Raw genomic sequence first — 26,081 nt, 5'->3', positions numbered from 1 at the left:
ACGTTTGTAGCAGAACAAAACGTTAATTCCGCTACTGCCCGTTCCCGAACCCGATGACCGATACCCTAACTATTGCGATTGCCCAGCTCGCCCCGGTGTGGCTCAACAAGAGGGCGACCCTGACCAAACTCGAAGAGGCTATTCGGCAGGCCGCTGCCCAGCAGGCCCAACTGGTTTGCTTTGGCGAAACGCTGCTGCCCGGCTACCCCTTCTGGCCCGACCTGACCGATGGTGCCCGCTTCAACGCCCCGCGTCAGAAAGACCTGTTTGCCCACTATCTGGCGCAGGCCGTCAACATTGAAGCGGGCGATCTGACCACGCTCTGCCAGTTGGCCAATCAGTTCCGCATCGCCGTGTACGTGGGCTGCGCCGAACGGGCTACCGACCGCGCCGGACACAGTATCTATTGTAGCTTGGTGTACATCGATGCGGGCGGCACGATCCAGTCCAGCCACCGAAAACTGATGCCGACCTACGAAGAACGGCTAGTCTGGAGCATCGGCGACGGCAATGGCCTGCGGGTACACGAACTGGGGGCCTTTACCGTGGGCGGATTAAACTGCTGGGAAAACTGGATGCCCCTCGCCCGCACAGCCCTGTACGCCCAGGGCGAAAACCTGCACGTCGCGGTGTGGCCCGGCAATCAGCGCAACACCGTCGACCTAACCCGGCACATGGCCCTCGAAAACCGGATGTATGTACTGTCGGTGTCGGGGCTGATGCGAAAAATAGACATCCCCACCGACCTGCCGCACCACGAACTCATCCGGGAGCAGGCACCCGATGTGCTGGCCGACGGTGGTTCGTGTTTGGCCGCCCCGGATGGCCGTTGGCTGATTGAACCGATTGTGGGCCGGGAAGCAATCGTCACGGCGACCATCGACCTCAACGAAGTACGCCGGGAACGGCAGAACTTCGACCCTTCCGGTCATTACGCCCGGCCCGATGTGTTTTCGCTGACGGTAACTACCCAACGGCAGCAATTAGTGCGTTTTCAGCCTTGAAAGCGGCCGGGCCAGGAAGCCAGCGTTCTCCGAAAATACGACCTTTTTTTCAAGGTACACTGGTGGCTATTTCATTAGCTCGCTTAATGGCATTGCCGCTACTGATCACGATCTAACGGAAATAGTACGATATATCGTAAATACGTTTCTGACTGTCTTCATAAATCAGAGCATAAAATATTGAAAATCAACATTTTATGTTCTTTGTGAGCATTGGTACGAGCCTTGATTGTAGAAAAGTAATCAAGTGAACGACTTATGTGTACCGCAACCTACCTACCCCTTCGCGCAACTGGCTTTATGCTGACCCACAGCCGTGACGAAAAAGCGATTCGTCCGGCGGCCTGGCCCCCGCAGGCTTTCCGCATTGGCGAACAGGACGTTACGTTCCCGCAGGACCCGCAGAGTCAGGGTACGTGGATAGCTGTCGGCCGATTCGGAACGGCACAAACGACGGCCTGTCTGCTCAACGGGGCATTTGCCCTTCACCAGCACCAGCCCCCCTACAAACACAGCCGGGGTTTGGTCATTCCTCATTTTTTTGAGTATCCGTCGGTCGATGCCTTCACAGAGTTCTACGATTTCAACGGCATTGAACCGTTCACGCTGCTTATCATTGAAAAGGGGCGGCTGATCGAGTTGAAGTGGAATGGCATTCAGGTATTTACCGACGAAAAAGACCCGTACCAGCCACACATCTGGTCGTCGGTAACGCTTTATACGCCCGACGTGGTCGAAAAGCGCAAAGGCTGGTTTCGGGACTGGGTACGTCATAATCCACGTCCGTCCGTCAACGATATTCGGCAGTTTCACCGGGTTGGTGGAGACGGCGACACGGCCAACAGCCTGCTGATGAACCGCCGGAACGGCCTGCTAACCATCAGCCTAACCAGCGTTGTCCGGCAAGATGACGTTGTGGATTTTATCTACGAAGATTTCACGCAGCATACCTTCAGCCAACAAACTATTCGCCCTGCTTATGCAATCGCTTAGCACACTCGACCGCCGTTCCAACGTCAGCCCGCCGACTTCTCTTCGGGAAACGCTGCTGGCCCGGCTACCCCGGCTGCGGCTCAACAGTACCTTCTTCATCCGGCTGCGATCGTGGGAATATTGGCCTTTTGCGGTCGTCTACTTCCCCGTTTTCATCTATCACCTCTATCTGTCGATCAAAGCTCGTTCATTGTTTTTCTTTTCGGCGGCTAACCCATCCATCGAAACGGGTGGTCTGCTGGGCGAATCGAAAGTGGACATTCTCAACCGCATCAGCGACGAGTACAAGCCCCAAACGCTGTTCGTGACCGTACCAACGCACATCGACACCGTATTTGCGCAGCTTGACCAACACAATCTAACCTTTCCGCTCATTGCCAAACCCAACGTGGGCGAGCGTGGTTGGCGGGTTGGGAAACTGGAGTATTGGGAAGATTTGGTGAACTACGCGCAGAGCAGTCCGGTCGATTTTCTGATTCAGAAATACGTCGATGAGCCACTCGAATTAGGCGTGTTTTACTACCGATTTCCCGGTCAGGAGCGGGGTGTGATTTCGTCCATCGTTCAGAAAGAGTTTCTGACCATCCGGGGCAACGGCCGCAACTGCATCGAAGAACTCATCCTGCAGAATGAGCGGGCTGTTCTACAGCTACCGGCTCTGACAGCGAAGTACGGTCACCGTTTTCACGAAATACCGGCTGCGGGCGAGACGATTACATTGGTCAGCATCGGCAACCACAGCAAGGGCACCAAGTTTCTGAATGCCAACCACCTCATTACCCCCGAACTGACCCGTGTATTCGACCGAATTAGCAAACCGATTGACGGCTTTTACTACGGTCGCTACGACCTGCGCTGCCGGAGTGTGGCCGATCTGTACGCCGGTCGGCACATCAGCATCCTCGAACTCAACGGCGCGGGGGCCGAACCGGCGCACATCTACCAACCTGGCTTTTCGATCTGGGAAGCCTGGCGGGTGCTGCTTCACCACTGGCGCGTATTGTATGAGATCAGCCGCGAAAATCACCGGCGCGGGGTGGCCTACATGAGCTTACGTGAAGTCGTTCACGTCTGGCAACGGATTCAGAAGGACAAAAAAGAGTGATACACCAACGCATCAACCCCGCACACATGAACTCGTTATTTGCCTCCATTAGTACCGATTTAACCGGCCTGAACGTCCTGCTGACGGCTGGCCCAACCCACGAGGCCATTGACCCCGTGCGCTACATCAGCAATCACTCAACGGGCAAAATGGGCTACGCCCTCGCCGAGGTACTGGCCGAACGCGGAGCGCGGGTGACGCTCGTTAGCGGTCCCACCAACCAGACGGCCCAGCACCCAGCGATTACGGTCGTGCCTGTTCGCTCGGCGGCCGAGATGTACGCGGCCTGTCTGGACCACTTCCCGACGGCTACGCTCACGGTGCTGGCCGCTGCCGTGGCCGACTACACCCCGAAGGTGGTGGCCGACCGCAAGATCAAAAAGAAAGAAGCGGAGTTTAGCCTACAACTTGTCAAGACCGTCGACATCGCGGCCAGTCTGGGCGGACGGAAACACGAGGACCAGTTCATGGTGGGCTTCGCGCTGGAAACCGACAACGAACTGGCCAACGCGCAGGCTAAATTAGTCAGCAAGAACCTGGACCTGATCGTGCTCAACTCCCTCCGGGACGAAGGTGCCGCCTTTGGTCACGATACAAACCAGGTAACGCTCATTCACCGCAATGGGGCCATTCATCGCTTCGGGCTGAAATCCAAGCGGGCCGTGGCCCGCGACATCGCCGATCAGGTGAGCGCCCTTTTAGCCACCCCTGTTTCTCATTAATTCATCCATAAACGCTTAAATAACATGAACAAACCCGCATTTCTTCGGCGCATCAGTGGCCTGCTACTCTACAGCGCCATCCTGCTGGCCGCATCCGCCTTTGGGCCGACCGCCCACTACATCGACAACGAGAAACCACCCCGGCGCGTGGAGAAGACCCCGGCCGACTGGAAAAAGCTGCTCACGCCGGACCAGTTCGCGGTGACCCGCCAACAGGGAACCGAGCGCCCGAACAGTAGTCCGCTGACCCACAACCACGAGCGGGGTACGTACCGCTGCGTTGGCTGCCACGAACCCCTGTTTGGTTCCACCGCCAAGTTCGAGTCGGGAACGGGCTGGCCGAGCTTCAGCGCCCCGCTCCGCCGGAATGTGCTGAAAGAGGTAACGGATACCGATCACGGGATGGTGCGGACGGAAATCCAGTGCAACGTGTGCGACGCCCACCTGGGCCACGTTTTTCGCGATGGCCCGGCACCAACCGGTCTCCGCTACTGCATGAACGGCGTGGCTTTAGAATTTATCAAAAAACCGTAAACGACAAACATCATGCGATTCATTCAATGCATTACCCTGATTATTACCCTGAGCGTGTGGCTCCCCGTGGGCACCGCGCAGGCTCAACAGTACGATACCGCGCCCGCCCGCCTGCCCAGGCCCAAACCCGGCGAGGCCGTGGCCACCTTCGCTGGAGGCTGCTTTTGGGCGCAGGAAGAAGGTTTTGACCAGATCCGGGGCGTTCGGGAGGTGATTTCGGGCTACGCCGGTGGTCAGATTGCCCGTCCCACTTATCAGCAGGTCACCACCGACCAGACCGGCCATGCGGAGTCAGTTCAGATTTATTACGACCCGGCCGTAATTAGCTACCGCGAGTTGCTCGATGCGTTCTTCGCCGGTCACGACCCAACGACGCTCAACCGGCAGGGTCCCGACGTCGGGCGCGATTACCGGTCGGTGGCGTTTTACCGCACACCCGCCGAAAAGCAGGCGATTGTGGCTGCTATTCAACGGGTTAACGCCCAAAAGCAGTATGCCGGTCCCGTGGTTACGGAGGTGGCGCCTTTCGGCGTGTTTTATGCGGCCGAGAACTATCACCAGAATTACTGCCGCCTGCATCCCGACCAAGCGTACATCCGGCAGGTATCGCTGCCTAAAGTCGAAAAGCTGCGCCATGCCATGCACGGCAAGCTAAAACGGGAAGGTTGATCGCGTTTGTCTTTTTACCCTAACTCCCATCTTGCTATGAACATCGAAACTAAATATTGGTATCTTCATAACCATCAGTTGTTTGATGAATTGTCGCGCAACGAGATCAATGAAATTGGCTACCTCAGTCATTTTCGCACCGGTCTAAGAGGACAGATCATTGATTTATCGCCTAACGAAGACCGGGTATTTACCCTCAAGGCCGGTATGCTTAAAATCGTCGACGTTGATGCCGACGGAAACCAGCAATTGATTGAGGTGTTGCGGCCGGGCGATCTGTTCGGCCAGTTCACCCTGACCCGACACACCAGCAGTCAGTACGCCGTGGTGCTGTCGGATAACGTAATCTTCTGTAGTTTTCTGGTCTCTGACTTTGAGCAGATTATGAAGCGGTATCCATCGCTGGGCGTTCGGTTTACCAAACTGGTAGGTCTGCACTTTAAGCGGCTCAAAAACAGCTACGCCAACCTGATGTACAAAGACGTGCGAACCCGTTTGCGGCTGTTTCTGAAAGACTGGCTGGAAAAGGACGCCAAACCGGGCCGACCGAACGTCCTCAACAATTACCTTTCTCACAAGGATATCTCTCAGATCATTTGTAGTAACCGACAAACGGTTACCGAACTCTTCAACGAGTTTCGGCAGGCTGGTATGCTGGAATATGATCGAAGCCAGATCAAAATCACCAATCCGGCCCTGCTGGACGTATGATGAACGACCCAAACATACTCAATCAAGCCGACCAGACCCTGCATAGTCTGGCCCAGTTGATTGCCTTGACGGGCATGCAGTGGTTGCCGCTTCGGGCCGACGACAGCCAAACCAACCTAACTTGGAACAGCGACCGGCATCGGCTGGAAGGCCGCCCGTTCGGGCACGGTGGCCGACAGGTTCGGTTAGTCATTAACACGGAAACATTTACGTTGTACTTCGTTGACGACCGGGAGCACGTATCCGCTTCATTTTCACCCCATAACCGAACCCCCGCCGATGCCCACGTCTGGTGGAACGTTCAGATGCAGGCCTGGGGCCGGACCGACAGCCGGGGGCTGAATTACCAGTTATCCCACGACCCCATCAGTCCCCGGACGGCCTACGAACGCCCGGTTGGTCTGAAGACCTGGGGCCGCTGGCGGACCATTGCCAACACCGCCCTGAGCACCCTGAATGAGTGGAGCGGCCGGGCGAGTGAGGTCAGCATTTGGCCGCATCACTTCGACACGGGCGTTTATTATTCCCTGGCCAATGCCGACGGACAGGAGACAGCCGCCATTTGGGCAGGCTATGCCATTGCCGATTCAGTTTGTGACGAACCGTACTTTTACCTGTCGGGTTACCAAAGCAGTCAGGCCATTGATTTTTCGGCGGCCCCAGCTCTCTCAAGCGGTGAGTGGCGGAATGCGCCGGACTGGAAAGGAGCCCTGTTGCCCGTCTCGATCATTGGCGAAACGGATAGGATCACGCCTTTTTTTCGGGAAAGCTACACCTGGCTCGACAACACGATCCGGCAAGCCATTCGCACCACGTAGTTCAGCCATCGGTTATGCCTTACATACGTCAGCGTATACCTACCGCCATCGCCCTGCAACAACCGAATGTGCTCCCAGGTTAGTTGGTTCGGCTGTGCCGCCCGGTAAAGTACGTAGAACTGGACACGCGTTGATAGACTCTAATTGGCTTTTGTTTGGTACATTAGCTTATCGTTGCTCTCAGGTCCTGACAATGCATCGGCTTGTACTGAATTTGCTGCCTATGCCTTAGCTCTCCATTTTCGATATGAAGAACGTCTGCATAGCCACATTAATAGGCCTGTTGGCGGGTCCCGTCTTCGCCCAGAACCCCAAAATTGATTCGCTCAACCACTTGCTCGCCAAGGCCAACACGGACACGGCCCGGGTAAACAGAAGCCTTGACATAGCCGAAGAGCTGTTTGCGATTAGTTACGACTCCTGTCTTACGTTTGCTGTGCGGACCCAGGCCTTTGCCCGGCGAATCGCCTATCCAATCGGCGAGGCCAAAGCGCTCATGATGGCCGGTAGGGCGTATACATTTAAGGGCAATTTTGCCCAGGCCCGCCAGGCTCTGGACCGGGCAGGAGCGATTTTGTCATCCCAGAACGAGACGGTGCGCTTCGGTCGCTTATATATAAACTACGGCGTGTTGTACCTCAAGCAGAACCAGACCGACAGCGCTGCTTTCTTTTTCAGAAAAGCGATTCCCATCGCCCAACGCAGCAAGGACCGCGAACTGTTACAGGGTTTGTATATAAACCTGTCAACCGTCTACAAAAGTCAAACGAATTATCCGCAGGCGTTGGCTTATCTTCAGAAAGCCCTGCAAATGGCGCAGCAACGCCAGGACCTCAAAAACCAGGCGGGTATCTACCTAAACATTGGTACAGTTCTGCTGGAGACCGGCGACACGGTGCGCGCCGAGCGTAATACGTTCAGCGCCATGCGTTTTGCCAAACAGGCCGGTAACCGCTACATCGAAATGCTCGCCAGTAACAATCTGGCCAGGGTCTATGAGGTAATGAAGCAGTACACCCGGGCGTACCAATATTGCCTGCGGTCAGCGAGTATAGCGAAGCAGATCGGCGCAACCGGCCCCTACGTCACATACCTAATGTCGGCCGCGTGGATGTTGTCCGAACAGAAACAATATGGCCGCGCCGAAGCCCTCAACCGACGGGCGATGACCATTGCCGACTCGCTTCAGGAGTCGTATATCATCTATGATGTGTATACGACAATGGGATCTATCTTTACAGAGCAGGGAAAATACGCCCTTGCTCTGCCCTACTACGAGCGGGCATTCAGTAGCTTGGGAGGAATTAAATTATATAATCCCAAGACTGCCATTGTGTATGCCAACATGGCTCTCTGCTACGAAAAAACGGGGCAGTATCAAAAAGCTCTGAGTGCTTTCCGTCGTTCGGCCACCCTCAATGACTCGCTCCGCAACCGGGAAAGCATCCGCAAAGTGACCGAGCAAAACCTGACGTTTGAATTTGCCAAAACACAGGCCGCTGCCAGCGCGAAGGCACAGGCGGCTGAATCCGAGTCGCGCCTGCGGCAGTGGGCATTAGGGGGAGGCTTGGTTGTTGCCCTGCTGCTGATGGCTATGGCTTTTGTCGGCTACCGTTCCAAGCAACGAGCCAACCTCCGGCTACAGTCGCAAAAAGAGCAGATCGAACAGACGTTAACGCAACTTAGGAATACCCAAACTCAGCTCATTCAGAAAGAGAAGATGGCCTCGCTGGGCGAACTGACGGCGGGCATCGCCCACGAAATTCAGAATCCCCTCAACTTCGTCAACAACTTCTCGGAAGTGAGTGCCGAGATGGTCGCAGAACTGGCCGATGAACACCAAAAGCCCCAGCGCGACGCTGACCTGGAAACCGAACTACTGACCGACCTTAAAGGCAATCTGCACAAGATCACTCTTCATGGTCAGCGGGCCTCCAACATCGTCAAGGGTATGCTCGAACACGCCCGCAACAGCAGTGGCGACGTCCAACCTACTAACCTCAACGCTTTAGCTGATGAGTACCTTCGTTTAGCCTATCATGGCCAGCGGGCCAAAGAGAAAAACTTTACCTGTGAATTAACAACTCACTTTGACCCTGCAATTGGTCAGGTAACGATCATGCCCCAGGAGATAGGCCGCGTGCTGCTGAATCTGTTCAGCAATGCTTTTTACGCGGTGCGGGAGCGGCAGAAGCGAGGTCAGGCCGATTACCAGCCTGCGGTTACAGTGAGTACGGTAAAGACGAAGGCAGGCGTTGAAATTCGGGTAACTGACAATGGGGTGGGTATGCCCCAGAGCGTACAGCAGAAAATCTTCCAGCCCTTCTTCACCACTAAGCCCACAGGGGAGGGGACCGGTTTAGGCTTGTCGCTAAGTTATGACATTATTACTAAAGGACATGGCGGTTCTTTACGAGTGGCGAGTGAGGACGGACAAGGAACCGAGTTTACGGTTGAGTTACCAACGGCAAGGGTTGGTTATTCAGCTTAGAAACCTTTGGCAAATTACTGGCCCTGTTGGATTCGTGACCCGAACCGACCAATGCATCCGCGCTCCTATGGCTAAGCGTAGATGCATTGGATAGATGATAGTGAATAATGTATAAACAAAAATCCCGGATTTGTATCCGGGATTTTTGTTTAATCGGGTAGTCTAAAAAAATACCAAAACTGCTTATGCTCAAGACTCTGTCTTAGTCTTGAGCAAGCTTTTCCGAACCTTGTCGGCAGCCGCCAAGTCCGTCAGCGTGATGTTTGCCCGGTGACGCATCGTTGGCGAAGCGGTTAATAACTCACTGGCAATCTGAATGAGCAAAGCCGCCGTAGCTGAGCCATTTGCTTTGCGACGAGGGGAACGGGTGGTGGCTGTGGGCGGTAAAGAAGATAGTTTATTGGCAATATACGTTGATTCCATTAAGGCTATTTTCGGTTATTTGTTGTCTACAAATAGAACAAAATGAGCGCTGATTTCCTCTCAAAAATGCGTTGTTTCGCGACTATTTATTGGTGATTTTTGAGTATAATTCTCACCCACGCTGGTTCGGTTAATTAACTCCGCACTAGCTCACAGGTCAAGCAGAAGTGGCCTCTCACAAGTCCAGCCGTAGCTGCCCGCTGGCCGACCCATCGGGCGGTTGCAGGCTCGACAGCGACACCCCAAGCAGGCGAATGCCCTTAGCTGAGGGCAGGACTGAGTGCAGTAACTCCCGAATGATTCGTTCGAGGATGGCCTTGTCCGTGACAGGGCTGAGGGTAGTGTGGCTGCGGGTAATCTGCTGGAAGTCGGCGTATTTTACTTTCAACGTAACGGTGCGGCCCTGTACTCCTGTGCGCTGGCAATAGGCCCACACATCGTCCAGCAGCGGACTAAGACCGGCGATCAGGGCTGGCTCGTCGGTCAGGTCCTCTTCAAAAGTGTTCTCCGATCCGACCGACTTTCTGACCCGATTCGCCGTGACGGGCCGCTCGTCAATTGCGCGGGCAATGGAGTAGTAATGGTGACCTACTTTGCCAAAGTGCCTGGTTAAAAACGCTTCACTCTGCTGGCGTAAATCCAGACCGGTGAAAATGCCGAGTTGGTTCATCTTTTCGGCTGTGACCCGGCCAATACCATGAAACTGCCCTACGGCTAAGGATTCGACAAACGATAGTCCCTGATGCGGTTTGATGACGAACAGCCCATCTGGTTTGCGGTAGTCGGAAGCGAGCTTGGACAGGAACTTGTTGTAGGACACTCCCGCCGATGCCGTTAGCCCCGTCTCCTGCCTGATGCGTTCTTTGATGGCCTGAGCAATCCGGGTTGCCGACTCCCCCGGCGTTAATTTGTCCGTTACATCTAAGTACGCTTCATCCAGCGATAGCGGCTCGATGAGGTCGGTGTATTCGGCGAACACAGCCCGTATCTGCTCAGATACGGCTTTGTATACCTCAAAGCGAGGCTTAACGAAGATTAGTTCGGGACACTTGCGAATGGCGACCAGCGAGGCCATCGCCGAACGGACACCAAACTGCCGGGCTTCGTAACTGGCCGCAGCCACCACGCCCCGCTGCCGGGAACCACCCACCGCTACCGGTTTGCCCCGAAGCTGGGGGTTGTCCCGCTGCTCGACGGACGCGAAGAAAGCGTCCATGTCGACGTGAATAATCTTTCTGGTAGTAAGTTGCTCCATACAGAGAACGCTATATTATGCATTTGCTATATAGAACACAAGTACAATACAAAAAGCCCGGCTTTGAGTAGCCAGGCTTTGTATGAGTTAGACCCGCAAACAGGTGGAAAGTCGGTTGGCGCAGAAAACGGAACCGCTCATTTTCAGACGCACGTTGCCCGTTTGGTCACTGAATTGTCCGCTCAGTCAACAGTCGGGCATTCATACATCATCTCGCATTTGCCAATCCAGAATCTGAGATTCTTCGTAAATTCTGGTTTAGTGTTCTCTGTTTATCCACACTACCAGTTCACGCAAACCCGTCGCAAAACGAGTAAGCGAAGTCGGCCAAATCGAGTGCAGTGAGGATCAGAACACAATTTACTCAACAAAACGCACCGCAATGTGTAGAGTCGTATTCCTGCCCGACGGAGGAGACATCAGATGTATGGACGAGTTGGAGATTACCTTTGGCTTATCCGTCAATGCGTTCCACGAAGGGTTAATTGACACAAAAGATGCGTGTCTGTGCAAGGTTGATGTAGAAAGCTATCTTGATGCCGTCCGCGCTACGTGGTATAAACAGGATACAACTGCAGATGACAGTGATTTAACCGTGCTGATGATGCCCGCTAACTACGTTTCAGTTGTGCTTTCGTCGCTCTGATCTTCGTTCATAAGCAAAAGGATGCCCAAGTGATAGGCTATTCGCCTATCACTTGGGCATCCTTTTGGCGTACCAGGTCATCTGTCCACGGTGATTTGCGTAATGCTCAGTGACGTGAAACCATTTACAGTAATTGTTCCAGTCCCAATCCTTGGTTTCGCCAGATAAAAGCCAGGCATCATCCCTTTTTTTCATTTCCGTTTTGGTAGTGGCCCTCACTTCGTCAATTGCATCCTTATAATAACTCAATGGATTTCCTTTGATCTGCTCTCTGGCATTTTCTTCCAGTTTCATGGCCACGTTCCATTTACTTTTATTAGCCTCAGAAAAATCCTTGAGATCATGATACGTAAGGTCCTGGTAAATAACTTCGGTAGCCGCTAAATGCATCATCAACGATCCTATCGTGTTAGAATCTTTATCATGCAGGTAATCCAGTTGCTCGACGGTTAACTTTGAATTATACTTTATCACGCTGTCGCTTACCCAGTCCAGCATGGATATCAACGTGCCAATCTGGGGGGTAAAGCCTACCTTGGGACCTACGTGGTTGATGTTTTCATCGACTACCGTACCATTTGCAAGCCCGTTACGTGGCAACAATAAAGCACCGGCTCCAATGCCGTATGTGGCCAAATCGCTAACAAATTTCCTTCGGTCGTATCGTTTGCTTTCCATTTCTGTTTGTTTTTGAGATTGCCTGCTAAGGCATTCTACATGGCATGTAGGCGGCTGTCACACGCCAACGTTTTGATTAAGCGGTTATAGGCCGAGGCTGACAACGCCTGTTGGTATCTCACTGAATTGAGTCATTACAAGCGTGTACCATCACGCTCGCCCCTACTTCCCCGCCGTCAGCATGCCACCACCCCGCAGCCGCGCCACCCGGATACCCGACAGGTGTTTGTGATACAGGAGGTAGTTGCTCAGCGGGTAACGCGTGATGACTACTTTGCGCTGGTCGGAGGATGCATGTAAGAGGTGAATCCGGCCGCTGGGTTGCCGCACCGCTAAGCCCACGTGCTTCATGTCCAAGCCGGGCTGGGCGGCCGTGAGCATCACGATGTCGCCCTCCCGAAGTTGGGCTTCGGCAAGCCGGATGTTCTTTTTAGGGATAAACGAAAACGACCGCTGGTTCAGGGCAGCTTCAGTCAGGAGCATCTGTTTCAACGTGGTGGGATCGCTCAGGTGGGGGTATTTATAAACTGCCCTGGTCATGTACGAAACCGACTTGGCAACGGACATGCTGCCGGGCAATTCGCCCGTCACGTCGGCCAGAAGCCCCTTGCGCTCGTTGTCGCGGAGCCAGTCTGAGAAGTAATGCAGGCGGCTGGCGTAGCCATCAATCCGACCGGCGCGGTAGCGGAGTAGAGTCAGGTAACTGCGAAACGCGGCCTCGAAGGGCAGGGCATTGCCACTGGCTACCCGATGATGGGCCAGCGCGAGGGCCAGTACCGTCTCAATGTACGTCGTACAGTCGAATGCGCGAACGTTAACGACCAGCTTCTCGGTTGGGTCGGCGTCAAGGGTACGGGGTACATAGGGCGCACCAAGGAACTGCCTGCCAATGTTAACGGCCGTTTGAGCGGGCGTTTTGCCACCAGTGATGGTCACCTGACGCAAATCGGGACTTGTGAACTCCTGGGCCAGCCCCACCAGCGCGGTAAACAAGAAGAAGAGCAGAGTGAACAGTTTTGTCATGCGCCGGTGGTCATTTTCGATCCTGACTTATGACGGGGCAGCGATTGAAATGTATCGCTAAGCTACTACTTAATTTCCAGCACCCGAACACTGCGGGGCGGCAGCGTCACCGCAACGCCCTCGCGTCCAACGGCTTCGACCTGGCCATCGCTCAGGAAAATATCGGTGAACTGATACGTTCGGGCGGGGTCCAGCCGCATGGCGTCGAATGCGTGGCGTGGAATCCGAACGGTGGTTTCGTAGGTTACGTGGCCTGAAAAATTACAAACGATCAGCAGTTTCTGACGGTCGGTATGGCGCAGGTAACTGTATAGCTGATGCGGGTCATACCCGTCGCTCTGATCTACATCGTTGGCATACTGAAGGTCGTAGAAGTAGCCATTCTGAATCGCGTCGGACCCGTTGACGAGGTGATTCAGTTGCTGATAAAATGCCCGCAGGTTCCGCTGATCGTCGGTCAGGTTTGCCCCGTCGTACTTCCCCGCGTTGATCCAGTTTTGCCAGTCGGGCAGACCCCAGTAGTCGAAAATGGTCGTGCGGCCGTCGTCGCCACTGAATCCTTCGCTGCCTTCTTCGCGCACTCCAATTTCCTGCCCGAAATACAGCAAAAACGGGCCGGTATGCATGGTGGCGGTCAACGTCATGGCCGGTACGGCCGCCCAGGGGTCGTTGGTGAAAAAGCGCGAGGCAATGCGCTGCTCGTCGTGGGTTTCCAGAAAGCGGAGCATGTGCTGCGCGAAATCGCCGGATTCACGCTGCCAGACCTGCGTCAGCTCGTAGCAGGAACCGTGTCCCTCCATCAGCCGCCGAACGGCATCATACAACCCCACTTTGTCGTACAGGTAATCGAAACCACCGTCAAAAATGTAGGACCGGTAAAGAGCAGGCTCGTAAATCTCGGCGATAAAAATCAGTTGCGGGTAGCGTTGTTTCGTCCGGCTGATGGCCCACCGCCAGAACTCAACCGGCACCAGTTGAGCCATGTCGCATCGAAAGCCATCGATGTCTTTGTCGGCCCAGAACAGCAGTATGTCGAGCATTTGCTGCCACGTAGCCGGAACGGGGTCGAACTGGCGGCTTCCGTCGAACACGTTGATGCCGTAGTTAAGCTTAACCGTCTCGTACCAGTCATTCACATCGGGCGATGCGGTAAGCGAGCCGGAGCCGGTAATTTTAGCGGGAAATTCGCGCAGTGTCCGGGGCAGCATCCCTGCTGTCCCGACCGCATCGGCGGAATTAGCCGCTGTCGCGGCTGGCACAGCAGGGATGCTGCCCCGGACTTTGGGCGCAACAAACTCCTGGCCCGGCAGGTAATAGAAATTGTTGTTCGGGGCGAAGTTTACCGTCGTGTCGTCGTGTTCGCCTAAGTCCACAACACCGGCGGGTTTAACGTCGGAGCTATACTGTCGGGCCACGTGGTTGGGAACAAAGTCGATGATGACCTTCAGACCGTGCGCGTGGGTGCGCTGCACGAGCGCGTCGAGCTCCGCCATGCGATTGGGTACGCTGACGGCGAAGTCGGGGTTGACGTCGTAATAATCTTTGATGGCGTAGGGCGACCCGGCACGGCCTTTCACCACCGCTGGGTCATCGGGGCGGATACTAAATTCAGAATAGTCGGTTTGGGTCGCGTGTTCGATAACGCCCGTGTACCAAACGTGCGATGCGCCAAACTGCCGGATGGACTGTAGCGCTTCGTTATTGATGTCGTCGAACGTGCCCACGCCGTTTTCGTCGCGGGAGCCGCTTTGTTTGTTCGTCGTATTCTGGTTACCGAAAAGCCGGGTAAAAATCTGGTAGATAATTAATTTATCCATCACTGGAACAACGGAAGTTGTATTCATTGCTTGAGGGCGTACGCGCTGGTGGTGGCGCAAAATTAGGTGCTTTCCCAACGAAAAACTTAGGCTATTTTTGTCAATCTTGGCCTTAATCTACCGGTTTAACCGGCTTAGCCCCAAGCGGTCAGGGTTGACTAAACCAAAACGAATGCCATGAGACGAATCTGTTTTTGCCTTTTAGTTTTACTGTGTGTTGCCGGTCAGGCGGCTTTTGCCCAAAATGCCCAAATTCAGCGGGTGAATCCTACGAACTGGTGGGTGGGCATGAAAAACCCTGCCGTGCAGTTGCTCGTTTACGGCCCCAATGCAGGAACGCTGACGTACTCGGTCAATTATCCGGGCGTGAAATTAGTGAAGGCGCACAAAGCCGAAAATCCGAACTACGCGTTTCTGGACCTCACTATTGCGCCCACCGCCCGGCCCGGCACGCTCCAACTCGTGGGCAAGCGCGGCAGTCAGACCCTCACGCAGCCGTTTGCGCTGCGGGCACGCGACAAATCGCCGAAGGGACAGGGCGTTACGGCCGCCGACTTCATCTACTTAGCCATGCCCGACCGCTTCGTTAATGGTGATGAAAGCAACGACAAATTCGCCGACATGGCCGATCCTAACGCCGACCGGGCTAATCCGTTCTACCGGCACGGGGGCGATTTAGCCGGAGCCGGGCAGCGCTTAGATTATCTCAAAGACCTTGGCGTAACGGCCATCTGGTTTACGCCGGTTCTCGAAAATAACCAGCCGCTCACCAACGAAGGTGGGGTTATGCGCTCAGCCTACCACGGCTACGGATTCACCGATCACTACGCCGTTGACCGGCGCATGGGCGGCAACGACGCTTACAAAGCGTTTGTGCAGAAAGCGCACGCGGCCGGGATGAAAGTGGTGCAGGATGCGGTCTACAATCACTGCGGCATTAACCACTGGTTTTTGAAAGACATACCCATGAAAAGCTGGCTTCACCAGTGGCCAACTTACACCAATACCTCCTACAAATACCAGCCCATCACCGACCCGCACGGAGCCGAAAGCGACCGGCGCGTCACGCTCGACGGGTGGTTTGTGCCGTTTCTGCCTGACCTGAACCAAGGTAATCCATTCGTGGCCAACTTCCTGATTCAGCACGCGCTGTGGACGGTCGAGGAGTTTGGCGTTGATGCCTGGCGCGTGGATACGTACATGTACAACGACATGCCGTTTATGAACCGCTGTAACGCGGCCCTGATGGACGAGTACCCCAAAATTCACATCTTCGGTGAGTCGTGGGTCAACAACGTGGTCGATCAGTCGTATTACACCCGCAGTACCATCAATTTTCCGTTTAAATCGAACCAGCCGGGCGGACTGGATTTCGTTAATTATGCCGCCATGCTCGACGTACTCCGACAAAAATCGGGCGGGGGCGACGGGGCCAGCCGGTTCTACGAGGCACTGGCCCAGGACGCGGTGTACGTGGACCCAACCAAACTCGTGACGTTCTTAGACAACCACGACACCGACCGCTACCTCTCAGTGATCGGAGACGATTTTGACAAGTACAAAATTGGCCTGACGTGGCTGCTGACCACGCGCGGCATTCCGAGTATGTACTACGGCACCGAAATTCTAATGAAGAACTTCAAAGACCCGTCCGATGCCGAGGTCCGGCGCGACTTTCCAGGTGGTTTTCCCGGCGATAAGGAAAACAAATTTGAGACGGCCGGGCGCAACAAGCAGGAAAACGACGCCCACTCATTCGTCCGGAAGTTAGCCACCTACCGGCGCGACAATCCGGTGTTGCACACGGGCAAGCTGATGCAGTTTCTGCCGCAGGAAGGCACCTACGTGTATTTTCGCTACGACGGCAGCAAGACGGTGATGGTCGCCACCAACACCAACGACAAGGAAATTACGCTCGATACGGCCCGCTTCGCCGAGCGCACGAAAGGCTTCTCGTCCGCCCGAAACGTCCTGACCGATGCCACGCTGAGCGACTTGAAAACGATCAAGCTACCTGCTAAATCGGCGGTCGTGCTGGAGTTGGGTAAGTAAGCAAAATTATTCTGTTTAGTGTATCCTGGACGGCCACGTCCGGGCGAAGAGTACCTTTTTCTTCGTCCGGACGTGGCCGTCCAGGATACAACACCGCCCCGTCACGGTTGAAAATTATACATAGCCTCGATGTTACAACCGTCCAGCCAACTCATGCTGTTCATAACTACCCTATCGTTTGCTCCGGCTCATAGGCCCGGTACCAGTTGACGTGCCGGGTCAGGTACATCACGACGCCTAAGATCAGCAGCAGGCCGAAACTGCCAAGCAGCAGTGAGTAATCTTCCAATTGCAATAGCGAATAGAAAAAGCCGTAAAGCAGGGCCAACACAGCACTGAAGAGGATTGTCAGGCGGAGATTCTGGAACACGTACCGGACGTAGAACGTAATCAGCGTCAGGATGATACCGCCCCCGATCAGGTACGCCCAATTGAACGAAACGTGTTCGGAAATGGACAGCAGCAGCAAATAAAACAGGCAGATGGCGAAGCCAACCAGCAGGTACTGAATGGGGTGAATGCGCCGACGGTCGAGAATTTCGACGAAGAAAAACGCCACAAACGTCAGGATCACGAACAGGATGCCGTATTTCGCCGAGCGCATCGTTTTCTGGTACTCGTCGACGGGCAGCAGGAGCTTCACCCCAAACGATGACGGGTCAGCTCGCACCGGTTGAACCTGGGCCACCTCACCCCGCGCCGGGTCAACGCGCGACTGGGTTTCTGACCGGTCGAAGAAGTTGCCCAGACCCTGCTGCGGGTAGTTCCGGTTGAACTGGAGCACCCGCCACGACGCAAGAAAGCCCTCTGCCGATACCCGGCGCTGATCGGGCAGAAACGAGCCGGTAAACCCCGGCGTTGCCCACGGCGAACGCAGCCGCACGGCCGTTTCTTTGCCTAGCGGTAAAAAGCTCAGTTGAGTGCTGCCGTTGAGGTTGAGAACGCACTCGAACCGGTACGTTTCGGCGTTGAGCGTGATGGGTGCACTCACGCCCGACGGCAGAATGTCGTTACTGGGAATACCGGGTTCGGCCGCCACAACCCGGTCGTTGACCCGAAACTGAATCGTGTTCCGAATGCCCTTCATGTCGCTGATGCCCAGCGACAAAAACGCTTTATCCCATTGAATAGCCTCCGGGTCTACGCCCAGTGTGGTCACCGACGGCTTCCTGAAGCGCCCCCGAACGGTTAGCCGCGTGTTGTAGAGCATGACCGCAAAAATGCCCCGGCTCCGCTGTTCGGGCCGTACGTCGCCGTCGAATTGCAGGTCGTCGGGCAGAAAGTGGGCATAGGCGGTAACGGGGGGCTGCGCATTGCCTTTGTCGTCTTTGAGCACAATCACGTACGGGACCGACAGCACCGGCCCGCCAACGATTTGTTCACCACCCCACTTCGAACTCACCTCCGCCACCGCTTCGTTGCGGGTTTGTTCGCGTTCCTGGATGAGCGACTGTAACATACTCGTCGGTATGAGCAACAGCAGAACCAATATGCCAATAACGATAAGTTTAAGCATGATAGACGTACGCAGCCAATGATTGATGCGGTCCCAATACGAAATCGACGGGTCGGAAGCGGGAGTGTGTTCCATTTGTTTTTTATGTATTTGAAAGTACTTTGCAATACAAAGTAAAAAAGAGCAAACGACCAATTATTCAGTCGATTATTTTTCAATTTCACTTCTAACACCGGCTGGCAAGGGCTTTTACGCAGTGGGTTTCTGGTCGAAAAGCCGCTACAATCTACGTACTTTTGCCCGCGCTACTAACCATCAGCTACATGCCCATCAAGGCCTTTCTGTTTGATCTCGACGGCGTCATCGTCGACACGGCCATTTATCACTACCAGGCCTGGAAACGGCTCGCCAACGACCTCGGCTTCGATATATCGGAAGAATTCAACGAGCGGCTGAAGGGCGTCAGCCGTACCGATTCGCTCGACATTATTCTGGCCCACGGTAATCTGACGCTGCCCGACGAGGAAAAAACCCGGTTAGCTACCCAGAAGAACGAGTGGTATCTGGAACTCGTTAGCCGCATGAGTTCGGATGACATTCTGCCCGGCGTGGCGCCCTTTTTCGCGCAGGTGCGTAAAGCGGGTTTGCAGACGGCGCTCGGCTCGGTCAGCAAAAACGCTCCTCTGATTTTGGAGCGCATCGGCATGACCGACGTGTTCGACGCCATCATCGACGGCAATAAAATCAGCAAAGGCAAGCCCGACCCGGAGGTGTTCACCAAAGGCGCGGCCGAACTGGGTGTTTTGCCCGCCGAGTGCGTGGTGTTTGAAGACGCCGTGGCGGGGGTTGAAGCGGGCAAGCGGGGTGGTATGTTCGTGGTTGGGCTGGGTTCGCCCGACGTACTGATGCAGGCCGATCTGGTGGTGCCTTCGCTGGATGCGCTGACGGTGGACGAGGTGTTAATGAAAGGGGGGAATCAATGAGTGCGACGGCTACGATTCTGCTGATCGACGATGAACCCCGCCTTCGCCAACTGCTGGCCCGGATTCTGCAGTTGGAGGGCTATACCGTTCTGGAAGCGGAAAACGCCCGCGCTGGTTTGAAAACGCTCGAACGGGAAACGGTTCAATTAGTCATCAGCGACGTGAAACTGCCCGACAAAAACGGCATCGAACTCACCGCCCAGATCAAGCAGCTTTATCCGGCTACCGAAGTCATCGTACTAACGGCTTACGGTACCATTCAGGACGGGGTCACGACCATCAAAAATGGTGCCTTCGATTACATCACCAAAGGCGACGACAACGACCGGATTATTCCGCTCGTGAGCCGGGCCGTCGAGAAAGCCAACCTACAGTTCCGAATCAGGCAACTCGAAGCCCAGATGAGTCGTCGGTACGGCTTCGAGAGCATTGTTGGGCGCTCGAAGGCAATTCAGCAGGCCGTTGATTTAGCCCGCAAAGTAGCAATTACGGACACCACCGTGCTGCTGACGGGCGAGACCGGTACCGGCAAGGAAGTGTTTGCGCAGGCTATTCACCAGGCCAGTCCGCGCGGGTCGGGCGCCTTTGTAGCCATCAACTGCGGGGCACTGGGTAAAGACATCCTGGAGAGTGAACTCTTCGGCCACCGTGCCGGGGCCTTCACCGGGGCCAGCCGCGATCAGAAGGGCCTGTTTGCCGAGGCCGACAAAGGCACCATTTTCTTAGACGAAATTGGTGAGATGCCGCTCGACCTGCAGGCCAAACTGCTGCGGGTGCTGGAAACCCACGAGTTTCTGCGCGTGGGCGATACCAAACCCACCAAAACCGACGTGCGGGTTGTGGCCGCCACGAACCGAAGTCTGGATCAGGAAGTGAACGCCGGACACTTTCGGCTGGATTTGTACTACCGGCTGTCGGTGTTTAGCATAGAACTGCCCCCCCTGCGCGACCGGCGCGACGACATTCCCGAACTGGCCGACCTGTTTGCCCGGCAGGACGCCGTGAAAGTGGGCCGACGCAATATCCGGCTTAGCCCGGCCTTCGTCCAGAAATTAGGACAACACCCGTGGAAAGGCAACATCCGGGAGTTGAAGAACGTGATTGAGCGGGCCGTGATTTTAGCTGACACCCGTGCCGACGGATCAACCGAACTGACCCCCGATCTGCTGCCTTATGAGATGCAGGATGGGACGATTCCCACTGATCCCAACACGATTGTTGACCTGGCTACGCTCGAACAGCAACACATTCGGCGGGTGCTGCGCCACACCAATGGCAACAAAGCCGAAGCGGCCCGGCTACTGGGAATCGGCCTGACCACGCTGTACCGAAAACTTGACGAAATCAAAAGTTTGTAGAAATCAAAAGGTCGTGGTTTATAGTTTGTGGTTCATCCACCAACAAACCACAAATTCACAAACCCTATCCACTCGTGTCATCATCTACTTCCAACTTAAATAAGGTATCGGTGCAGGGGTTGCTGGTCGCCATTGGCATCGTCTTCGGTGATATTGGTACGTCACCGCTCTACGCCCTCTCCGCCGTCATGCGCGGGCGCGACCTAAACGAAACCCTCGTGCTGGGCACCCTGTCGGCGGTTATCTGGACGCTCACCCTGCAAACAACCATCAAATACGTGATCATTACGCTCCGGGCCGATAACAACGGGGAAGGTGGCATCTTTTCGCTGTACACGCTGGTCCGGCGGCATTCGGGCCGGTGGCTGCTGGCCCCGGCGATTATTGGCGGGGCTTTTCTACTGGCTGATGGACTGATTACGCCCCCCATTTCAGTTTCGTCGGCCATTGAAGGACTGCTGATTTTTTATCCTGAACTCGATACCGTACCGATTGTGATTGGGATTCTGATCCTGTTATTTGCCAGTCAGCAGTTCGGAACGCAGTGGCTGGGGCGGCTGTTCGGCCCGGTGATGCTGGTCTGGTTCACGTTCATTGGCATAATTGGGGCACTGGCGCTGACGAGTCAGCCGTCGGTGTTGCAGGCGTTGAATCCGGTGTGGGTGGCCCGGCTGCTAACCGAGTACCCAGGCGGTTTCTGGCTGTTGGGGGGTGTGTTTTTATGTACCACCGGGGCCGAAGCACTCTATTCCGACATGGGTCACTGCGGCCGGGGAAACATTCAGGCGAGTTGGGGTTACGTCAAACTAATGCTGCTGCTGTCCTACGCCGGGCAGTCGGCCTGGCTCATGCAGCACCTCGGTCAGCGGCTGGGCGAAACCAGCCCGTTTTACAGCATCGTGCCGCCCAGCCTGACGGTGTTCAGCATCGGCTTGGCCACGCTGGCGACGATTATTGCTTCTCAGGCGCTCATCAGCGGGGCCTTCACGCTGGTGGGTGAGGCCATGCGGCTCAGTATATGGCCCCGGCAGCGGGTAGCCTATCCGTCCAACGAGCGCGGGCAGCTCTACGTGCCGTTTGTGAACTGGGGTCTGATGGTCGGCTGCATCCTGATCGTGCTGCACTTCCGCGAGTCGAAGAACATGGAAGCGGCTTTCGGGCTGGCCGTTACGCTGACGATGCTTATGTCCACGGTGCTGGTGAGTCAATACCTGCGGGTGAAGCGCGTCAATGCGCTCCTGCGCTACGGCATCACGGCCATTTTTCTGACGGTCGAGATCACATTTCTGATTGCCAACTTAGTCAAGTTTGAAGAAGGCGGTTACATTTCCGTCACGCTCGGTGTGCTGCTGATGGGGCTGATGCTGTTCTGGTACCGGGGCGAAGCGCTCAAGGCCCGACTCACCCGTTTTGATCCGCTGCCCGATAATCTGCCCCTGCTCAAAGCGCTCAGCAACGATACCCACATTCCTAAATTCGCCACCCATTTAGTGTACCTGACCCGTTCGGATGACTATCGGAACATCGAATCCGAAACACTCTATTCCATTCTGAACCGGGCACCCAAACGCGCTGATATCTACTGGTTTATTCACGTATGCGTAGAAGACGCTCCGTATGGTATGCGCTACAAAGTCGATACGCTGGCGCACGAAGACGCATATTTCGTAACATTCTATTTAGGGTTTCGGGTTGAACCGCGCATCAATCTGCTGTTCCGATTGGTCGTCGATGATCTGGTGCGCAACAGCGAAGTAACCGTCGAAAGTCGATACCAGTCATTGCAAACGCACCGCGTGGCGGGTGATTTTCGGTTTGTGCTATTTCGCAGTTTCCTCTCGTACGACAACGACCTGTCAACCATCGACCGACTCACGATGCAGGGCCACCTGATGCTGCGGAATATTTCCCTCTCCCCGCAGGCAACCTACGGCTTAGACACCAGCAACGTCGTAACCGAGGATGTACCACTCCTATTGTCGTCGCCGGGCGACATTCAACTGGAGCGGATTCCATCGAAGTTGAAGCAGCCCGTCGGGTAACCTCCGGCTTGTGTGCTAACGTACTGGGCCACTGACCAACATGACTCCCAACGACCAGAACGCCGAACGATTCCTGAACCTGATCCGCGAATCACGGCGCGGACGGCTAAAGGTGTACATCGGCATGAGCGCGGGCGTGGGTAAGTCGTACCGGATGCTTCAGGAAGCGCACGCGCTGTTGCGCAACGGCATCGACGTGAAAATCGGCTTTATTGAAACCCATAACCGGACCGAAACGCAGGCGCTGGTAGCCGGTTTGCCCGGTATTCCCCGGCGCCGGTTGTTCTACAAAGGCCGCGAACTCGATGAGATGGACGTGCAAACCGTTCTGAACACCCATCCCGAACTGGTGATTGTGGATGAACTGGCGCACACTAACATTCCCGGCTCCAAAAACGAAAAGCGCTGGCAGGACGTGCTGGACATCTTGGACGCGGGCATCAATGTCATCAGCGCGGTTAATATTCAGCACATCGAAAGCCTTTACGACGAAGTACGCGACATCACGGGCATCGACGTGACGGAGCGGGTGCCCGACAAAATTCTCCAGTTAGCCGACGAGGTTGTCAACATCGACCTCACCGCCGACGAGTTGATTACGCGGCTGAAAGACGGTAAAATCTACGATCCCGGTAAGGTGCAAACCGCACTGGCCAACTTTTTTCAATCCGAGAAAATCCTGCAGCTGCGCGAACTGGCCCTGCGCGAAGTGGCCTCGGCGGTGGAGCGGAAAATCGGGGCCAGCCTGCCGCCCGGCACCCAGCCGAAAGGCGAACGGTTTCTGGCGAGTATCAGCAGCAATCCGGACATTGCCCGGCGCGTGATTCGGAAAACGGCCCGGCTGGCATCGTATTATCAGTCGCACTGGTACGTGCTGTACGTGCAGACGCCCAACGAAGCCTCCGACCGGATCAAGCTCGACCTGCAGCGGCACTTGATTAATAACTTAAAATTAGCGACCGAACTGGGTGCGGAAGTGATTCAGGCGAAGGGCGATAACGTGGTGAGCTGCATCATGGAAGAAGTAGAAAAACGAAACATCACTACGGTTTGCATTGGCAAGCCTCACTTCAGCCTGACCCAGATTATCCTGCGGACATTCGCGTTCAATCAGTTGCTGAACAAACTCTCAGAGTCCGACACGGACCTGGTTATTCTATCGTAAAGCGAAAGAATACTGTAAAATGGATACTGTTACCGGGTTGGTTGGGTGCCTGTTACGTCACCAGATTGGTTTGGACACGTCCGTAACCGACCGCGCTGCGTTCTACTTCCGGCTGGCGGTGGTGTAGGCAGTTTCGTGGCCCGGAGGTGAGGGTGTCGGTCGGGCAGCCGCCCCACTACAGGACTTTACGGTACCGCAGGGCTGCGGTTTGGTCAGTTGAGTTTTGTGGACCCGTCGGGCTGATACACGTAGCGGAAGGTGTAATACCGTTGTACGCTGCTGGCATCGGGCGTGGCGGGCGCATTCTGGTAATAGCTTAACACGTCCATCTTGGCGTACTTACCATCGCCGGTTCGCACGACCAGCACCCGGCCCGGAATGGGCGAGATGACGTTGGCGGCCTGGTTATAATTGTACCACCCTGCTCCCGACCGGGCCGGAATAGCCAGGCTACCCGCACTCTGGTCCTGCGCGAAAGTGGCCGAGGTGGGCACGGTGGTCAGCTCTTCAAAGGTGCCCGTGTGCACGTAAGCGCCCCCCTGCCCGGTGCGGATGGCCCCACCGTTGACGATGATCCGGGTGCCGTTGAAACCCACGTCCCATTTGTTGGTAGCCGAGTCCGTATTGACAACGATGGCGTTGTCGCGCAGGCTATACAGCGTGTATTTGCCCGTGGTGCCGAGGGGCTGCCCGGTGGTGGGGTTCACGCCCGTGGTGGGGTCGGCTGCGAGATTGCGCACCGTCTCCGACCGGACGGGCAGTAGGGTGATAACGTTTTCGTCGTCTTCACAGGCGAAAAAAGTAAGGCTGATGAGAGCGGCAAAGATCAGTCGGTTGGTGTGCATGGTTTTTAAATTTAATTGAGCTCGTCCGTGTTGATGTTGGTCTGGGAAACGAGAACGTTCATGATCGTACGTGCAGGTAAGAGAGTGATATCAGGATGTGGTTTTATGGGTTAGCAGCGGGGCAGAAGCCTTTGCTTGGACGCGGGGGGCTGGTTTGCCTCTCTTCTTTCGTCGGCCGTATCCACGTCGGCCCAGCCAGATCAGAAAACCCGTAACGGGCAGGGAAGCCGCAATCAGGCTGGCCAGAAATGCAATAATTTTGCCCGGCAGACCTTTGATAGCGCCCGTGTGAATGTCGTAATTCATCCGGGCCAATTTATCGGCTACAGAAAGGCTTTCACTGAACCGGCCGTACTGGTGGGTCACCGGGATTTCCTGTAGCGTCCGCTGGTCATAGTAACGGTGGTCGGCTTTCCAGTAGGTACCGGCTTCGGGGTTGATGCTGATGGCGATGGCCGCGCTGTCGGTCTCCGGAAAGTGCGCTTCGACGGATTTCGCGTTCGGGTGCGTCGCTACGGTCTGCCGCCAGAGCCGGTCCACGGCGGGTAGGGGAGACGCGGCAGCCGGTCCGTTGGCGTGGGGTTCATAGAAGGCTACAGCCGTTTTACCGCCTGACATTACCCAATACACCGACTGCGCGAACCACTGGAAGCCCCAGACCAGACCCGTGAAGGCCAGCAACAGTAAAACAAGAGCAGCGTAAAAGCCCAGCACGTTGTGCAGATCGTAATTTTTGCGCTTGAATCCGGTGGTTGGCTTCCACGCAAAGCGAAACCGCTGCCGGGACGCGGCCTTGTTTTTGGGCCACCATAACACTAATCCGCTGATGAGCAGCACCACAAATATCAGCGTTGCCGACGCTACAATGGGCTGCCCAACGGTGGGCGGCAGCCAGAGGTAATAATGTCCCTGGAGTACTTGGTAGAAAAAATCCCAGCTCATGTCTTTGACCTTCAACACGTCGCCCGTGTAAGGATTTACGTAAGCTACGTAATAGTACGTCGGCTCGTAGTGGTAGAACGTTAGCATGGCTGCCCGCCCGTCGACGAGGTAAGTCACGCTGTGTAGGCTTTTACCCGGCAAAATCCGGCTACCCACTGCTTTCAGGCGCGACGGCGGCAGCACCGGCGCTGCTCGTTCGGCCACGAATCGGTACGGCTGGGTGAGGTCCTCGATTTCCGTCTTGAAAGCGTACAGGCAGCCCGTAACGGCTACCACGAACACCACCAGCCCGGAGGCCAGTCCGAGCCAGAGGTGAAGCGTACCGATGAGTTTTTTCACGTTCATATCC

General features: G+C 55.5%; 23 protein-coding genes. 15 read left to right on the top strand and 8 right to left on the bottom strand.

Translation table 11 applies throughout. The features are described from left to right. Positions 1–53 precede the first annotated feature (53 nt). The 9 genes from ACYVHB_RS09615 (at position 54) to ACYVHB_RS09575 (ending at position 9,047) form a co-directional block, all read left to right on the top strand. Positions 54–1,004, top strand: a complete 951-nt coding sequence (locus ACYVHB_RS09615) for a carbon-nitrogen hydrolase family protein (RefSeq protein WP_461051494.1) — start codon at positions 54–56, stop codon at positions 1,002–1,004. Between the two features lie 258 nt (positions 1,005–1,262). Then, on the top strand, positions 1,263–1,997 hold the full coding sequence (locus ACYVHB_RS09610; protein ID WP_461051493.1) for an NRDE family protein: 735 nt from the start codon (positions 1,263–1,265) through the stop codon (positions 1,995–1,997). Beyond that, a complete protein-coding gene (locus tag ACYVHB_RS09605; RefSeq protein ID WP_461051492.1) occupies positions 1,984–3,102 on the top strand; it encodes a hypothetical protein in 1,119 nt (372 codons plus the stop codon). Before ACYVHB_RS09610 ends, ACYVHB_RS09605 begins: the two co-directional genes overlap by 14 nt. 26 nt (positions 3,103–3,128) lie before the next feature. Next, complete coding sequence (locus ACYVHB_RS09600; protein WP_461051491.1) at positions 3,129–3,824, top strand: phosphopantothenoylcysteine decarboxylase domain-containing protein; 696 nt, start codon at positions 3,129–3,131, stop codon at positions 3,822–3,824. Positions 3,825–3,848: 24 nt separating this feature from the next. Continuing rightward, positions 3,849–4,358, top strand: a complete 510-nt coding sequence (msrB, locus tag ACYVHB_RS09595) for a peptide-methionine (R)-S-oxide reductase MsrB (protein ID WP_461051490.1) — start codon at positions 3,849–3,851, stop codon at positions 4,356–4,358. 12 nt (positions 4,359–4,370) lie between these two features. Next, the gene (gene msrA / locus ACYVHB_RS09590) at positions 4,371–5,027 is read left to right on the top strand and encodes a peptide-methionine (S)-S-oxide reductase MsrA (RefSeq protein ID WP_461051489.1); all 657 of its coding nucleotides are present in this window, start codon (positions 4,371–4,373) and stop codon (positions 5,025–5,027) included. 36 nt (positions 5,028–5,063) lie between these two features. Then, positions 5,064–5,738, top strand: coding sequence for a Crp/Fnr family transcriptional regulator (locus ACYVHB_RS09585; RefSeq protein WP_461051488.1), 675 nt, complete (start codon positions 5,064–5,066; stop codon positions 5,736–5,738). Next, a complete protein-coding gene (locus ACYVHB_RS09580; RefSeq protein WP_461051487.1) occupies positions 5,735–6,556 on the top strand; it encodes a hypothetical protein in 822 nt (273 codons plus the stop codon). Before ACYVHB_RS09585 ends, ACYVHB_RS09580 begins: the two co-directional genes overlap by 4 nt. Positions 6,557–6,803: 247 nt before the next feature. Continuing rightward, the gene (locus tag ACYVHB_RS09575; protein WP_461051486.1) at positions 6,804–9,047 is read left to right on the top strand and encodes a tetratricopeptide repeat protein; all 2,244 of its coding nucleotides are present in this window, start codon (positions 6,804–6,806) and stop codon (positions 9,045–9,047) included. Between the two features lie 189 nt (positions 9,048–9,236). Here ACYVHB_RS09575 and ACYVHB_RS09570 read toward each other — a convergent pair whose 3' ends face one another. Both ACYVHB_RS09570 and dinB read right to left on the bottom strand, forming a co-directional pair. Further along, on the bottom strand, positions 9,237–9,470 hold the full coding sequence (locus ACYVHB_RS09570; protein ID WP_461051485.1) for a hypothetical protein: 234 nt from the start codon (positions 9,468–9,470) through the stop codon (positions 9,237–9,239). A 175-nt stretch (positions 9,471–9,645) separates the two neighbouring features. After that, complete coding sequence (gene dinB / locus ACYVHB_RS09565) at positions 9,646–10,725, bottom strand: DNA polymerase IV (RefSeq protein ID WP_461051484.1); 1,080 nt, start codon at positions 10,723–10,725, stop codon at positions 9,646–9,648. A gap of 382 nt (positions 10,726–11,107) precedes the next feature. On the opposite strand from dinB, the gene ACYVHB_RS09560 reads away from it, so the two are divergent. Continuing rightward, entirely contained in the window at positions 11,108–11,371 is a 264-nt protein-coding gene (locus tag ACYVHB_RS09560) for a hypothetical protein (protein ID WP_461051483.1), read from the top strand. A 48-nt stretch (positions 11,372–11,419) separates the two neighbouring features. Here the strand turns inward: ACYVHB_RS09560 and ACYVHB_RS09555 are convergent, their stop codons facing one another. The 3 genes from ACYVHB_RS09555 to ACYVHB_RS09545 form a co-directional block, all read right to left on the bottom strand. Beyond that, positions 11,420–12,049: a mycothiol transferase gene (locus tag ACYVHB_RS09555; protein ID WP_461051482.1), complete on the bottom strand. Its 630-nt coding sequence runs from the start codon at positions 12,047–12,049 to the stop codon at positions 11,420–11,422. Positions 12,050–12,211: 162 nt separating this feature from the next. Further along, positions 12,212–13,072, bottom strand: coding sequence for an N-acetylmuramoyl-L-alanine amidase-like domain-containing protein (locus ACYVHB_RS09550; RefSeq protein WP_461051481.1), 861 nt, complete (start codon positions 13,070–13,072; stop codon positions 12,212–12,214). Positions 13,073–13,137: 65 nt separating this feature from the next. Continuing rightward, positions 13,138–14,916, bottom strand: a complete 1,779-nt coding sequence (locus ACYVHB_RS09545; protein ID WP_461051480.1) for an alpha-amylase family glycosyl hydrolase — start codon at positions 14,914–14,916, stop codon at positions 13,138–13,140. A 150-nt stretch (positions 14,917–15,066) separates the two neighbouring features. Here ACYVHB_RS09545 and ACYVHB_RS09540 point away from each other — a divergent pair, with 150 nt between their 5' ends. Further along, on the top strand, positions 15,067–16,941 hold the full coding sequence (locus ACYVHB_RS09540; RefSeq protein WP_461051479.1) for a glycoside hydrolase family 13 protein: 1,875 nt from the start codon (positions 15,067–15,069) through the stop codon (positions 16,939–16,941). 166 nt (positions 16,942–17,107) lie between these two features. Here the strand turns inward: ACYVHB_RS09540 and creD are convergent, their stop codons facing one another. After that, positions 17,108–18,532: a cell envelope integrity protein CreD gene (gene creD / locus ACYVHB_RS09535; protein WP_461051478.1), complete on the bottom strand. Its 1,425-nt coding sequence runs from the start codon at positions 18,530–18,532 to the stop codon at positions 17,108–17,110. A 188-nt stretch (positions 18,533–18,720) separates the two neighbouring features. Between creD and pgmB the strand changes: the two genes are divergently transcribed. The 4 genes from pgmB to ACYVHB_RS09515 all read left to right on the top strand — a co-directional run bounded on the left by pgmB (position 18,721) and on the right by ACYVHB_RS09515 (position 23,945). Next, positions 18,721–19,380 carry a beta-phosphoglucomutase gene (gene pgmB, locus ACYVHB_RS09530; RefSeq protein ID WP_461051477.1) on the top strand — a complete coding sequence of 220 codons (660 nt, stop codon included), beginning with the start codon at positions 18,721–18,723 and terminating at the stop codon, positions 19,378–19,380. Next, positions 19,377–20,738, top strand: a complete 1,362-nt coding sequence (locus tag ACYVHB_RS09525) for a sigma-54-dependent transcriptional regulator (protein WP_461051476.1) — start codon at positions 19,377–19,379, stop codon at positions 20,736–20,738. Before pgmB ends, ACYVHB_RS09525 begins: the two co-directional genes overlap by 4 nt. A gap of 74 nt (positions 20,739–20,812) precedes the next feature. Further along, positions 20,813–22,780, top strand: coding sequence for a KUP/HAK/KT family potassium transporter (locus ACYVHB_RS09520; protein ID WP_461051475.1), 1,968 nt, complete (start codon positions 20,813–20,815; stop codon positions 22,778–22,780). A 40-nt stretch (positions 22,781–22,820) separates the two neighbouring features. Next, positions 22,821–23,945, top strand: coding sequence for a sensor protein KdpD (locus ACYVHB_RS09515; RefSeq protein ID WP_461051474.1), 1,125 nt, complete (start codon positions 22,821–22,823; stop codon positions 23,943–23,945). 212 nt (positions 23,946–24,157) lie between these two features. Here the strand turns inward: ACYVHB_RS09515 and ACYVHB_RS09510 are convergent, their stop codons facing one another. Both ACYVHB_RS09510 and ACYVHB_RS09505 read right to left on the bottom strand, forming a co-directional pair. Continuing rightward, positions 24,158–24,790 (bottom strand): HmuY family protein, encoded by a 633-nt coding sequence (locus tag ACYVHB_RS09510; protein WP_461051473.1) that lies wholly within the window; start codon positions 24,788–24,790, stop codon positions 24,158–24,160. A gap of 90 nt (positions 24,791–24,880) precedes the next feature. Then, complete coding sequence (locus ACYVHB_RS09505; RefSeq protein ID WP_461051472.1) at positions 24,881–26,077, bottom strand: PepSY-associated TM helix domain-containing protein; 1,197 nt, start codon at positions 26,075–26,077, stop codon at positions 24,881–24,883. Positions 26,078–26,081 lie beyond the last annotated feature (4 nt).

The organism is Spirosoma arcticum, from assembly GCF_054779955.1.
The sequence above is the reverse complement of the archived record's forward strand: the minus strand, read 5'-3'. Positions and strand labels throughout refer to the sequence as shown.